This is a genomic window from Pseudomonas parafulva, from assembly GCF_000800255.1.
GTDB lineage: Bacteria > Pseudomonadota > Gammaproteobacteria > Pseudomonadales > Pseudomonadaceae > Aquipseudomonas > Aquipseudomonas boreofloridensis.
Map to the genome: position 1 here is coordinate 4,658,191 of NZ_CP009747.1, position 13,114 is coordinate 4,671,304.

Here is a 13,114-nt window from a genome sequence, read left to right on the forward strand (position 1 = left end):
TCAGCCTAGATTGTCGAAGTCGAGCGACTGCTTGATGGCGGCCCAGTGCGACGCTTCGGATTCACCCAGGGGCGAGGGCTTCACGTAGCTCAGGGCGAACATCTTGCGCGTACCCGGCAGCACCAGCGCCAATTGGTATTGGTAGACCATTTCCTGGCCTTTGCTGAACTGGCTGCTCAGCTCGATGGCCTCGATGTCCTGTGCAGCGCCCACCTTCACCGGGTGAGCCGGCTGGAATTGCAAGTCCTTGACCTGCTGTTGCAGACGCTGCAATTGACCATCGAAGTTGCTCTGCAGCGTTTCGTCATCCGCGAGCGCACTGCGGCTGACGATCAGCGAAGTGCCCAGGCGTTCGAAGCGCAGGATGTTGATGCTGGTGTCGCGCACGTCGGTATCGGGCAGCGCGAGGCAAAATTCATTGAGGCGGTAGTTCATGAAAGGTCTCGTTACTTGCCTGAGTTCGGAAAGAGGGCTTTGACCGCGTCGTCGATGTCCTTCTTTACACCTTGCTTGTCCGGTGAGGTCTGGGCGCCGCTTCCGACATTGAGGTCCAGGGTGCCATCTGTGTTGATTTCCCCGTCCTTACTGGCGTGGAAACTGAAATGCTCGCAGCTGATGTTGATATGGCCGCTGGCGTTGAGCTCGATCACGCTCTTGCCACACACAAGGCGCAGGTTTTCGCCCACCTCGATCAGGTAGCGGGTACTGACGCTGTCTGTTTTACTGGCCCCCACCACCAGTTTGTCGTCACGGCGCACGCCCCGGGTCCGGTCCTGGCCGACGGTGTAGGTTTCCAGCTTGCCCACCGTCTGTGTCCGATTTGCCCCCACCGCCAATGTCTCGTCCTGCTTCACGACAGTGTCCATGTTGCGCTCGGCGTGCATGTACAGCTGTTCCTCTCCGCGCTTGTCTTCCATGCGGATTTCATTGAAATTCGCCGAGCTGCCGTCCTTGCTCGAACGGCTCTTCATGCCACTCTGGGTGGCATTGGCGGGCAGGTCGTAGGGCACTTTCTGCTCGCCGTTGTATACCCGGCCGGTGATGATCGGCGAATCAGGGTCGCCTCCAAGGAAGCTGACGATGACTTCCTGGCCGATCCTCGGAATCTGCATCGCGCCCCAGTTCTTGCCGGCCCAGGATTGCGAAACACGAATCCAGCACGAGCTGTTCTCGTCCGACTTGTCATGGCGATCCCAGTAGAAGTGGACCTTGACCCGACCGTGTTCGTCGGTCCAGATTTCCTCGTCTTTCGGGCCGACCACCAACGCAGTCTGCGGGCCCATGACCTTGGGTCGGGCGGTGCTGGAAACCGATCGGAAGGTCTGCAGCGCATCGGTGCAGGTCAGGTCGCTCTCGAACTGGCCGGCACCGCTGCCGCCGCCGGTTTCCAGCGACTCTTGGACAATGTGATAGCGCGCCGCGACGATCAGGTACTCACGGTTCTGGTCCAGCCGCCAGAAGCTGGTGAGGGCAAACAGATGGCCGCAGGCCAGCCCTCGGGCATTGCCGTGCATGTCGATGCGTTCGTGCAGGCTCTGCAGCGACTCCATGCGCGTGCGTGCGTATTGCTCGCCGTCTTCGGTCTTGCTGTAGCCGCCAGGATAGTCGAACAGCGGATAAGCCCCGTTCAAGTGCGGGCGCGGCATCACCGAGCGCACCTCAAGCCGGGCGTTGGGGCGTTCGAAATCGTAGTCAGTGAGTTCCAGCGAGCCTGGTTGTACCTCACGCGCCAACTGCCAGTCGTTGATGTGGTCGCGCTCGCGGTGCTGTGTGTCGGGCGGATAGAAAGGTACCAGTTCGTAGCCTGGTGCCTTGTGGTGGGCGATGAATGCGTCGGCCAGCACCAGTACATGGCGCAACTTTTCGTGGCGGAAGTAGTAGTAGATGCCTTCATCTTCCATCAGTCGGCTGACGAAATCGAAGCTGGTCTCGCAATACTGCACACAGTACTCGCGCTCGGGATAGCTGCGGCTCAGGCGATCCTCGAAATCCGAGAAACCCAGGTCCCGGAACACTTGCTGGATGATCTGCGGTGCGGTTTTCTTCTGGAAAATCCGGCAATCGCTGGTGCGCGTCAGCATCCACAGCCAGGGCCGCAGCGTAACCCGATAGCTGGCGAACTGACCGCGCGAGACTGACTGGCTGCAGCGGGTCACGATGCCGTGGAAGTAGCGCTTGACCAGGCCATGGGTCTGCACCGATACGCACAAAGGCGTGCCGAGCAGCACGTTAAGCTCGATGGCGATGTTGATGCTGGTCAGTTGCAGCTCGAACTCGAACAGGCGGCCCAGCTCCTCGCTGCCGCCCAGTTCGGAGAGGATCAGCACGTCGGGGCCTAGGGTGCTGTAAACCTTAGCAAGACGTGTCTTTTGCGTGAACAACATGAGTCATCCTATAGGCTCGGCGGTCAGTCGGCCGCGCTGAAGTCATAGTGCAGGTCGTTATCGGTGGTCGTGATGCGCACGCTGGCCAGAGGTTTACCTTCGAGCAGGCGGGTGAGGAATTCACGGCTCATGTCTGGCAGCAGGCCGTTGGTCAGGATGGTGTCGATCATTCGCCCGCCGCTCTCGGTTTCGGTGCAACGCGAGACGATCAGCTCCACGACCGCGTCGTCGTAGGCGAAACCGACCTTGTGCGTAGCCTCCACGCGCTTGCGGATACGCTCCAGTTGCAGGCGGGTGATGGCCTGGAGCATGGCATCGCTGAGCGGATAGTAGGGGATGGTCACCAGGCGGCCGAGCAGGGCGGGCGGAAAGATCTCCAGCAGCGGCTTGCGCAGCAGGGTGGCTACCGCGTCGGGCTCCGGCAGGGTCTGTGGATCTTGGCAAATGTCGGCGATCAGTTCGGTGCCGGCATTGGTGGTGAGCAGGATCAGCGTGTTGCGAAAATCGATCTGCCGCCCTTCGCCGTCTTCCATGACGCCCTTGTCGAACACCTGGAAGAAGATTTCGTGCACGTCGGGGTGAGCCTTCTCCACTTCGTCGAGCAGCACCACGCTGTACGGCCGGCGACGCACGGCCTCGGTCAGCACACCGCCTTCGCCGTAGCCGACATAGCCGGGGGGCGCGCCCTTGAGGGTGGAGACGGTATGCGCCTCCTGGAACTCGCTCATGTTGATGGTGATGAGGTTCTGCTCGCCGCCGTACAGGGCCTCGGCCAAGGCCAGTGCCGTCTCGGTCTTGCCCACGCCCGAGGTGCCGGCCAGCATGAATACGCCGATAGGCTTGTTCGGGTTATCCAGCCCGGCGCGAGAGGTCTGGATGCGCTTGGCGATCATCTTCAAGGCGTGGTCCTGGCCGATGATGCGCTTGGCCAGGTGGCCGTCGAGGTTGAGAACCGTCTCGATCTCGTTGCGCGCCATGCGCCCGACCGGAATGCCGGTCCAATCGGCGACCACCGAAGCCACGGCTTGATAGTCGACGGTGGGCAGGATCAATGGACTTTCGCCCTGCAAGACGCTCAGGCGCTGTTGCAGGTCGATCAGTTGCTCACGCAGTTCATGGCTGCCCTGCGCGTCCACGTCCTGGTCGACGACACCGACCTGCTCACGCAGCCGTGCGCGGGTGGCCAGCAACTCGTCGACCAGCGCCTTTTCGTCGCTCCAACGGCTTTCCAGGGTTTGCAGGCGCTCGCGCTCTTCGGCCAGAAGGCGCTCGGCCGAGGCCTGCCGCTGGGTGGTGTCGACGCCGATGGCTGCCTCGCGGGCGATGATCTGCAACTCGACTTCCAGCGCTTCGATGCGCCGCCGGCTGTCGTCCACTTCGGCGGGCACGGCGTGCAGGCTGATGGCAACGCGTGCGCAGGCGGTATCGAGCAGGCTCACGGATTTGTCCGGCAATTGCCGCGCAGGGATGTAGCGGTGCGACAGCTTGACGGCCGCTTCCAGCGCTTCGTCGAGGATCTGCACCTGATGGTGTTTCTCCATGGTCGAGGCCACCCCGCGCATCATCAGCACGGCCTTGTCCTCGCTCGGCTCATCGACCTGCACCACCTGGAAGCGCCGGGTGAGTGCCGGGTCTTTCTCGATGTGCTTCTTGTACTCGGCCCAGGTGGTGGCGGCCACGGTGCGCAGGCTGCCGCGGGCCAGGGCCGGTTTGAGCAGGTTGGCGGCGTCACCGGTGCCGGCTGCGCCGCCGGCGCCGACCAGCGTGTGGGCTTCGTCGATGAACAGGATGATCGGCTTGGGCGAGGCTTGAACGTCCTCGATGACTTGACGCAGACGCTGCTCGAATTCGCCTTTCATACTTGCGCCGGCTTGCAGCAGGCCGACATCCAAGCTGCGCAATTCGACGTCCTTGAGCGCCGGCGGCACGTCGCCCGCAACGATGCGCAGAGCGAAACCCTCGACCACAGCGGTCTTGCCCACCCCGGCTTCGCCGGTGAGGATCGGGTTGTTCTGCCGGCGGCGCATGAGGATGTCGACCAGTTGGCGGATTTCCTCGTCGCGTCCGACGATTGGATCGAGCTTGCCACTGCGCGCCTGCTCGGTGAGGTCGACGGTGAAGCGCTTGAGCGCCTCCTGCTTGCCCATCGCGGCGGGGGCGACGGCGCCACTGGCTTCGCCCGGTGCCGCTACATTGAAGCCATCGCTGGCGCTCAGGCCGTTTTCGGGGGAGTCGCCGACGTATTCGTCGAAGCGTTCGCTCAGGGCCTCGATCTTCAGCTTGGCGAACTCGCTCGACAGCCCCAGCAGGGCATTACGCAGACTCGACGTCTTGAGAATGCCGACTAGCAGATAACCGGTGCGCACCTGGCTCTGACCGAACATCAAACTGCCGTACACCCAGCCGCGTTCGACCGCTTCTTCCACCTGCGAGGACAGATCGGTGATCGAGGTGGAACCGCGTGGCAGACGGTCCAAGGCATCGGTGAGGTCTCGGGCCAGGCGCGCCGGCTCGACGTTGAACTGGCGCACGATGCGGTGCAGGTCGCTGTCCTGCAACTGCAACAACTGGTGCAACCAATGCACCAGTTCCACATAGGGGTTGCCGCGCAGCTTGCAGAACACCGTGGCGGCTTCGATGGCTTTGTAGGCCACGCTGTTGAGTTTGCCGAACAGCGCGGCGCGACTGATTTCACCCATGTTGCGGACTCCTTGTGCGGGGGGATTGGACCGGTTGCTCGGCGTAGTAGCGAGCCAGTTTGAGATCGTTGGCATCGTGTTGAGGTGTGCCGGCCCAGGTGTCGAAGCCCAGGCGCCTGCCGGCATCGAGCTGCAATGCAGGCACTTGTTCGCGAGCGAGGATAAGGTTCAGGTCCCAATCGAGCTCATGGCCTTGGTACTCGGCGACCCAGGCCGCCAGCTCGACGAAGGCTTGGCCGCCGGGCAGCAGGGCGTGGTATTGCTCCAGGTTCAGCGGGCCAATGCACAGGCGGAACTTGTGCTGGCGATCCCAGACGTGGCGCCCCAGGCACAGGTCCACGCCCAGGCGGTTGGCATGTACGCTCATGCGGCTGCGCTCGGGCAGTTCCAACCACTGGCCGACATACTCTTCGATGTGTACAGGCACGTCGAAATAGCTCGACAGAATGCTGCACAGCCCGTCCGGGTAGCGCGTCTGCGCCGCCAGATGGCCTGAATAGTGCAGTTTGGCCGTATATGGCAGTGGGCCTTGGTGCTGCAGTTCGGGCTGACCTCGGCCGATCAGCGCCGCCAGGCGCGCGGCCCAATAGTCGTCGTCGGGCCGGTCGTGGCTGACTGTCGGCCGTGCCTCGGCCCAAGCCCGATAGAACAGCGTCAGCAGGCGGTGGTGGAAGATGTCGAGGAAGCGCTTGCTGGTGTGGTCGGCGTGGTTGCGCTCGCGCTCGCGCAGGTACTCGGTCAGGTGCAGTGGCAGTGGGCCGTTGGGGCCGCCAAGGCCGAAGAAGAACTGCTCCAGACGCGCGGGCCCGATGTCGCTGTAGGTTATCGAGGCCAGTGTCGCCGGCGCGAAGCTGCAATCGAGGTGCTGACCCAGACGCACGGGTTCGTCGGCCAGGCGCTGGGCATGGCCAAAGCGCGGCAAATCTGGGTGCTCGGTCTCCAGGCGGCGTAGCGCCTGAAAGAAGTCGAACGCCCAGGGTTCGGCGTGCATGGCCTCGAGTATGTTCACAGGCTCGGCCTGCGTCCGGGCTTGGCTTTCCATCGCATGATCTCGCCGCGCTCGGTGGTGCGCAGCACGGTTTCGGTAAAGCTGTTGATGGAGACGTAACGCGTCAGGAAACGCTCGAATACTGCACCGAGCAGGAACACGCCTGTTCCGCGGAAGGCGTTCTCGTCGAATTCCAGAGTGATTTCCAGGCCTCGGCCGAACACGATGGGTCCTGGCATCGGCAGGCGTCGCGTGCAAGGTTTGGCGCTGACCTCGCGCAGGCCTTCGATTTGCAGATGCAAGGCGCTGTCCTGGCTGTCGCCGTAAAGGCGTAACAGCTCGCGCAGCGCTGCCGCCCCTTGACCCTGCTCGGTGAGCGACAAGTAATTGAGCGACAACTGGCTGATCAGGCGCCAGGCGCGGTTGTCGTGGGCGTGGCTGGCCTTCGGCCGGCTGGGACCTGCCAGGCAGCGCACCGCAGAAACCGGCGCGCTGTCGGCCAGGCTGAAATCGCTGCGTCCGTCGCCCACGTTCATGAACAGTGGCAGGTCGCGGTTGCTGCACAGCGCGCTGATACCCAACTGGCGCAAGTCGTGTCGGTAGGGCGCCTGCTGGCCGTCGACCAGGCTGATGAACGTCTCGCTGCCCATGTAACTCGAGCGCGTGCCGGTACGCCGCTGCTCGCTGGACAATACGCGCTGTTCGCGGCGCAGGATGTAGTACGCCTGGTCGCGACCGTAGCGCGATGGGTCGCGCACCGCATAGAACGGCAGGAACGACTGGTCCGAGCCCGTGCCGTGACCGGTGACGGCCTGCAGTGAGTGGATTTCGAAGTCGGTGGGCCGGGTGCGGTCGGCGATCACATGGTGCTCGTTGACCTTGTCGGTCAGATGAATGCGGTCGGTGCGGCGTGGAAACAGGTTGATCGCCGGGGTGCAAAAGGGCACCAGGCGCTCGGCGCCAACACTGTTTTCCAAGGTCGAATCGAAACGCTCGAACAGGACCAGCAGTTCCAGCTCCTGGCCGTTGCAGCGCTTGACCGCGCGCTCGAGCCCGGCGAAGTCGACGAACAGGAACCGTTGCGGCAGGGCGAAATACTCCTGCAGCAGGCGGTAGCCCTGGAAGGCTTGCGGCACCACCGGCAGGGCGGCCTCATGGTCGTCGAAACCGCATGGGCGCAGCGCCTGTTCCAGCGGGATGCGCTCGACCCAGTCGGCGCCGGGCTGGCGGGCGAACACCGCGCAGGCGCTGCCGAGCAACTGCTCGTACAGGCGGTAGGGCATCTCGTCGGCACCATTGAGGTACAACGGCAAGTGCTTGAGTGGCAGGCTGGAAAACGGAATCTCGGCGCCGCTGCGCAGGGTCAGGCGCAAGGCCGCACGAGCCTTGGGCTCGCTGGCAGCGAGGCGACCGAGTACCGCGCCTGGGTTGCCGAAGTACTCTGCGCGCGCCACCTGCAGCGGCCACAAGGTCACCTCTTGCGTGCTGCGGAATTCGCAGGGGGTTTGCGAATCGCGGCCCAGGTTGGCGCGTAATGCGCTGCCGCGCGGCAGCGGGAAACCGGCACTGAGCGAGCCCTCGTCGGGGTCGGTCTGCAACTGCACGATGGTCATCGACGGGGTCGGTGCCAGGTAGTGCGGGTAGGCGATTTCCAGCAGGTTGTGGGTGAAGGTCGGATACTCGGCGTCGAGTTTGAACTGCACCCGTGCGGTGAGGTAGGCAAAGCCTTCGAGCAGGCGCTCGACGTAAGGGTCGGCGCATTCGATGCCGGAGAGCGTCAGGCGCCCGGCGATCTTGGGATACTCACGGGCAAATTCCGCAGCGCTCTCGCGGATGTGGCGCAGTTCTTGGTTGTACAGTTCGAGCAAGCGCGGATTCATGCGCGTCTCCGGCGATCGGCGGTGGTTACACGCACCTGCCCAGACTCCAGGTCCAGGTCGGTCTGCAGCAGCAGTGGCAGGGCCGCGGGCTGGGCCCAGAGGTCGCCTTCGATTTCGAAACTCAGGGCGTTGGCATTCATTTCAGCCGGCGCGGCCAGGGCTCGGACACGCAGCGTGTGGGTCAGGATGCGCGGCTCGTAGGTGGCGATGGCTTGATGAATGATGCGCTCAAGGGCCTGCAGATCGATGTTGGTGGCGCAGTTGCCGGCCAACGCAGGCAGTCCGTAGTTGATCACCGAGGTGCCGGCCGGGGTATTCAGGGTGTCGTCGCTGTCGAGCAACGAGGTGGTGTTCAGTAGCCAGGCCAAGTCGCGCAGGACCGAGGCCTTGAGCTGTTGCAGCGACAGTACGCGTTTGTCCGGAGCTTCCTGCGGGTTGCCGGGATCATCGTCGGTCAGACGATCGAGCAGCGAGGGTTGCAGGCGGTCGCGGGCGGCGATGTCGGCTACCACGTGAATAGCCCCACGAAGTCCTTCTGGTCCAAGGGACCGGTCATGCAGCTCCCACCTTTTGCCAAGATGGAAGGTTCGAGCCCGCTGTCCATCAGGCGCACGGCCTGATACTGGCTATCACATCGCCCAGGCGTTGAGGGATCGGCTTCGACATGGCTCACAATGATGACCTGTGCTCCTCTGAACTGCTCCACTCGAGGCCGGCCAGTGTTGCGTTCGGGGCTCAATTGGCATGGCCACGGCATCTGCAGCTCCAAAAGCGATTGATCGCTTTTTTGCAAGGCGCAGCGGCCTTGGTGACTCACCAGCGCAAGCGTTTGTCCGCCAATCGTGACTGTTGGGTCGAGCGGGAAGGGTGACGGGGTCTGTTGGGTACAAGCACTCAGAGCAAGTGTCATCATCAGGCCGGGCAAGACCCTGGATAGTGTTTCGCAAGGCGAAGCATCGGCGGGGTAGGCATTCCAAAGGTTCATGAAAGAAGGCTTGGCCATGACCGATTACCTTGGGCAAATCTGGTGTACAAGAGAACGCTGGCGCCTTGTGGGGACGCCAGCGTGCGCGATCAGATCTTGACGTTCTGACGCACGTTCCAACCATACTTGATCGCGCCGCCTTCCTTCGTGCCGTCGGCCTTCTGCGGTTGGTAGTCCACGGTAACCTTGGCGAAGTTCAAGGTGACGTTCTCGGTCAGGCGGTCATCGCTGCCCGAGCCGCCGGTGCTCAGCGAGCTGATGATCACTTCATCCAGGTTGATGATCAGGTACTCGACCTGGCTCTCGCCACCGGCCTTGCGCACGGTCAGCTTGACCTTGTCGATGTGCTTGCCGCTGGAGCAGTGGGCCATCAGGTTCGGGCTGGACTTGTCGACGTACTTGGTGATCGACAGGTCCTGGATGTTGACCTTGCCGGCACCGCCGCCGCTGCCCACGTGCATGTTGCCGGACTGGGACATGCCCCAGCTCCAGTTCAGCACGTCGATTTCTTCCTTGTGGGCCTTGTCTGCGGACTCGCCCTTGATGTCGCCGATCTTGATGAAAATGTCTACAGCCATGATGTCCTCGATATATCGCGTCGGTTGGCGTTCGTCGTGAGGTCGTACAGTTCCGGGGAAGCTGCTTCACCTGCGAGACAAGGTTCGTAGGTTGGCAAGGCTTCCCCTCTCGGTCGAGAGGGAAATCACTCCCCCTGAGGGTCAAAAGTCGATCAAGCCCCTTTGGCCGACGGCAGCTTCGAGACCAGTCGCAGCGACACGGTCAGCCCTTCGAGCTGGTAGTGCGGGCGCAGGTAGAAGCGCGAGTTGTAGTAGCCAGGATTGCCCTCGATTTCTTCGACCACCACTTCTGCGGCAGCCAGCGGGTGCTGGGCCTTGGTGGTTTCGCTGGAGTGCGCGGGATCGCCGTCGACGTAGTTCAGGATCCAGTCCTGCAGCCAGCGCTGCATCTCGTCCTTTTCCTTGAACGAGCCGATCTTGTCGCGAACGATGCACTTCAGGTAATGGGCGAAGCGGCAGGTGGCGAACAGGTACGGCAGGCGTGCGGCCAGGTTGGCGTTGGCGGTGGCGTCCGGGTCGTCGTATTCGGCCGGCTTCTGCAACGACTGGGCGCCGATGAAGGCGGCAAAGTCGGTGTTCTTCTTGTGCAGCAGCGGCATGAAGCCGTTTTTCGCCAATTCCGCTTCACGACGGTCGGAAATGGCGATCTCGGTCGGACACTTCATGTCCACGCCACCGTCGTCGGTGGGGAAGGTATGTGCCGGCAGGCCCTGTACTTCACCGCCCGATTCCACACCGCGGATGCGCGAGCACCAGCCGTAGTGCTTGAACGAGCGATTGATGTTCACTGCCATGGCATAGGCGGCATTGGCCCAGGTGTATTTGCTGCTGTCGGCGCCGTCAGTATCCTCTTCGAAAGCGAAGGCTTCGACCGGGTCGGTCTTGGCACCGTAGGGCAGACGTGCCAGGAAGCGTGGCATGGTCAGGCCGATATAGCGCGAGTCTTCCGATTCGCGCAGCGAACGCCAGCCGGCATATTCGGGGGTGGTGAAGATCTTGGTCAGGTCGCGCGGGTTGGACAGTTCCTGCCAGGAACCCATGCCCATAACCGTCGGCGAGGCGGCAGCAATGAAAGGGGCATGCATCGAGGCGCAGACCTTGGACAGCTCGCCAAGCAGCTCGACGTCGGGCGGCGACTGGTCGAAATAGTAGTCGCCCACCAGGCAGCCGTAGGGCTCGCCGCCGAACTGACCGTATTCCTCTTCGTAGAGTTTCTTGAACACCGGGCTCTGGTCCCAGGCGGTGCCCTTGAATTTCTTCAGGGTCTTGTGCAGGTCGGTCTTGGACACGTTGAGCACACGGATCTTCAGTTGCTCGTCGCTCTCGGTGTTGGTGACCAGGTAGTGCAGACCGCGCCAGGCGCTTTCCAGCTTCTGGAACTCGTCATGGTGAATGATCTGGTTGACCTGGGCAGTGAGCTTGGCGTCGATGGCGGCAATGATCTGCTCGATCGAGCCGATGGCATCATCGGAAACCAGATTGGTCTGCGCCAATGCCTGCTCGGCCAGGGTGCGTACGGCGCTCTGCACCGCCTCCTTGGCGCGTTCGGTCTTGGGTTTGAATTCCTGCAGCAGCAGGTTGGCGAACTCGCTGGTCTGCTCGGTGCTGGCCTCGGCGGCCTGGTTGTCGCGCAATGTGTCGGTCATGGCGGGCTCCTCAGGCGCTCGGCTCGTTGTCGGCAGGTTTCGGGGCACTGGCCAGGGCCTGCAGCAGGGCAGGGTCCTTGATGGCCTTGAGGATGATGTCCTCGGCGCCAGTCTTGCCATCCATGTAGGTCAGCAGGTTGGCCAACTGGGTACGTGCCTCGAGCAATTGGTTGAGGGCATCGACCTTGCGCGCGACGGCGGCCGGGCTGAAGTCGTCCATGCTCTCGAAGGTGATGTCCAGGCTCAGGTTGCCGTCGCCAGTGAGTTCGTTGGGGACGTTGAACGCCACGCGAGGCTTCATCGCCTTGAGCCGCGAGTCGAAGTTGTCCACATCGACCTCCAGAAACTTGCGGTCGGCCACGGCCGGCAGCGGGTCTTCCGGCTTGCCGGCCAGATCGGCCAGCACGCCCATGACGAAGGGAAGCTGGACCTTCTTCTCGGCGCCGTACAGTTCGACGTCGTATTCGATCTGCACGCGCGGCGCGCGGTTACGCGCGATGAATTTCTGGGAGCTGTCTTTGGCCACGTGGTTCCTCCTGGTCGCCGCTGGGGGCGCTGTCGTTCGTTGCGGCTGTCGGTGGTATCAGTCGTCCTGGGGCCCGCGCAGGTTCTCGAACTGCGACAGGCCATCGGGAATCAGGTCGCGCACGATGGTCGCGAAATCGGCATCGACCAGGTGCTTGGCCCGGCGCAGCAGCACGGGCAGTGGGCTCGAAGGCTCATGGCGGGCGTAGTACTGCAGCAGCCGGTCGAGGCTCTGGCGGACATCGTCGCGGCTGTTCACCTCGCCGGGCCGCGCTGGCGGGCGGGCACTCGGTGTGGCGGCGCTGGCCGATGGTGCCTGGTCGTTCTCGAACGGGTCATGCGCAGGCGTGTCGGGTACCGTGGCCGATGGCGAGCCGCCGGGTGCGTAGTCGGCGAGCACTTGCGAGGCCAGGCGCAGCGGCTGCTTGAGCGCGCTCAGGTCGACGCCCGAGGCGGAGCCCACGTGGTCGCTCACCCGTCGTTCGATGGCTTCGCAGGCGTCGCGCGCTCGGGTCAAGGCCTGGCGCGTCAGTTCGAGCTCTTCGGCGTCGGCATCGCGCAGTGCGGCGGCCAAGGCTTCGATGCTGAGGTCTTCGCTGGCGAAGTGCTGCAGGCCAGCGGCATGCAGGCCGGCACGCAGGGTCACCGGGCCGAACGCGCGCGAGCGTGCCAGGACGGCTTCGCGCAGCAAGGCGATGTTGGTTTCGCAGGTGAGGCCGGCCAAGGCGTTGACGCGCACGGTCGGGTCGTTGTCGTCCGAGGCATCGAGTTGCGGGTGCAGGTGCAGCCAGTATTCGCCCAGCAGATCGCGGATCAGTTCCAGGCCATCGGCCAGGCCGACAAAACCGTGCAGGGCAAGGTTGGACTGAACCAGGAAGTGGGTAATGCGCAGGTCTTTGCTGCGTTGCAGCAGGGAGATGCAGGACTGTTCGAGAGCGCGCCACTGAGGCGGTTCGGCCGGCTGTACCGCATCGCCCATGACCCGTTCCGGACGCCCTTGGGCATCGCGTTCGAGTTGCAGGAAGTCGGCGTCGTATTCCAGGTCTTCGCCACAAGGGAAGTCATCTGAAACAGCGGCTAGCAGTGCCTGGGAGTTCACCAGATATCGATCTCCATATCGGCCCGTGGTGGGGCTCTGCAAATGGCGCAGGGTAAAAATTTAAAAGTGTGAACCAGCGCACAAAACGCAGGTGAACTTTAAGGGTTGATATTGAACCGATATCAGCGGCTGCAGCTCAAAGTTGCGCATTTATGGTTTATTTCCAAAATGCTGTCAAGGTAAGCTAGCGCGCTGAAAACCCGAGTGTGATCGTTTCAGCAGAATTTCAGCCGGCCGCTGAAACTGACATCAAAGTGCAGCGTGAGTGAGTTAGATTGTCAGGTTCTGTAGCGATAAATAGCGCATCTCCTTTGAAATGACGTGGATTTC

11 protein-coding genes are annotated in these 13,114 nt (G+C 62.8%); all 11 read right to left on the reverse strand.

The genetic code is table 11. The features are described from left to right. Positions 1-435 (reverse strand): DcrB-related protein, encoded by a 435-nt coding sequence (locus NJ69_RS20345; RefSeq protein WP_039582617.1) that lies wholly within the window; start codon positions 433-435, stop codon positions 1-3. A gap of 11 nt (positions 436-446) precedes the next feature. Next, positions 447-2,384 (reverse strand): type VI secretion system Vgr family protein, encoded by a 1,938-nt coding sequence (locus NJ69_RS20350; protein WP_039582618.1) that lies wholly within the window; start codon positions 2,382-2,384, stop codon positions 447-449. A gap of 23 nt (positions 2,385-2,407) precedes the next feature. Next, complete coding sequence (tssH, locus tag NJ69_RS20355; protein ID WP_039582620.1) at positions 2,408-5,083, reverse strand: type VI secretion system ATPase TssH; 2,676 nt, start codon at positions 5,081-5,083, stop codon at positions 2,408-2,410. After that, entirely contained in the window at positions 5,076-6,125 is a 1,050-nt protein-coding gene (tssG, locus tag NJ69_RS20360) for a type VI secretion system baseplate subunit TssG (RefSeq protein ID WP_039582622.1), read from the reverse strand. Before tssG ends, tssH begins: the two co-directional genes overlap by 8 nt. Next, positions 6,089-7,951, reverse strand: coding sequence for a type VI secretion system baseplate subunit TssF (tssF, locus tag NJ69_RS20365; protein ID WP_039582624.1), 1,863 nt, complete (start codon positions 7,949-7,951; stop codon positions 6,089-6,091). Before tssF ends, tssG begins: the two co-directional genes overlap by 37 nt. Beyond that, complete coding sequence (tssE, locus tag NJ69_RS20370; RefSeq protein WP_039582625.1) at positions 7,948-8,463, reverse strand: type VI secretion system baseplate subunit TssE; 516 nt, start codon at positions 8,461-8,463, stop codon at positions 7,948-7,950. Before tssE ends, tssF begins: the two co-directional genes overlap by 4 nt. Next, positions 8,457-8,954: a hypothetical protein gene (locus tag NJ69_RS22835; RefSeq protein WP_205419297.1), complete on the reverse strand. Its 498-nt coding sequence runs from the start codon at positions 8,952-8,954 to the stop codon at positions 8,457-8,459. Before NJ69_RS22835 ends, tssE begins: the two co-directional genes overlap by 7 nt. Before the next feature lie 71 nt (positions 8,955-9,025). Continuing rightward, positions 9,026-9,514 carry an Hcp family type VI secretion system effector gene (locus tag NJ69_RS20380; RefSeq protein WP_039582628.1) on the reverse strand — a complete coding sequence of 163 codons (489 nt, stop codon included), beginning with the start codon at positions 9,512-9,514 and terminating at the stop codon, positions 9,026-9,028. A 152-nt stretch (positions 9,515-9,666) separates the two neighbouring features. Further along, positions 9,667-11,160, reverse strand: a complete 1,494-nt coding sequence (gene tssC / locus NJ69_RS20385) for a type VI secretion system contractile sheath large subunit (RefSeq protein WP_039582630.1) — start codon at positions 11,158-11,160, stop codon at positions 9,667-9,669. A 10-nt stretch (positions 11,161-11,170) separates the two neighbouring features. After that, positions 11,171-11,686, reverse strand: a complete 516-nt coding sequence (tssB, locus tag NJ69_RS20390; RefSeq protein ID WP_039582632.1) for a type VI secretion system contractile sheath small subunit — start codon at positions 11,684-11,686, stop codon at positions 11,171-11,173. A gap of 57 nt (positions 11,687-11,743) precedes the next feature. After that, positions 11,744-12,784: a type VI secretion system protein TssA gene (gene tssA, locus NJ69_RS20395; protein ID WP_039582633.1), complete on the reverse strand. Its 1,041-nt coding sequence runs from the start codon at positions 12,782-12,784 to the stop codon at positions 11,744-11,746. Positions 12,785-13,114: the final 330 nt, after the last annotated feature.

Bases quoted from the DNA above. Each gene is read 5' to 3' on its own strand.
- NJ69_RS22835 (WP_205419297.1), bottom strand. From the start codon at position 8,954: ATGGCCAAGCCTTCTTTCATGAACCTTTGGAATGCCTACCCCGCCGAT.
- tssG (WP_039582622.1), bottom strand. From the start codon at position 6,125: ATGGAAAGCCAAGCCCGGACGCAGGCCGAGCCTGTGAACATACTCGAG.
- NJ69_RS20350 (WP_039582618.1), bottom strand. From the start codon at position 2,384: ATGTTGTTCACGCAAAAGACACGTCTTGCTAAGGTTTACAGCACCCTA.
- tssH (WP_039582620.1), bottom strand. From the start codon at position 5,083: ATGGGTGAAATCAGTCGCGCCGCGCTGTTCGGCAAACTCAACAGCGTG.
- tssF (WP_039582624.1), bottom strand. From the start codon at position 7,951: ATGAATCCGCGCTTGCTCGAACTGTACAACCAAGAACTGCGCCACATC.
- tssC (WP_039582630.1), bottom strand. From the start codon at position 11,160: ATGACCGACACATTGCGCGACAACCAGGCCGCCGAGGCCAGCACCGAG.
- NJ69_RS20380 (WP_039582628.1), bottom strand. From the start codon at position 9,514: ATGGCTGTAGACATTTTCATCAAGATCGGCGACATCAAGGGCGAGTCC.
- NJ69_RS20345 (WP_039582617.1), bottom strand. From the start codon at position 435: ATGAACTACCGCCTCAATGAATTTTGCCTCGCGCTGCCCGATACCGAC.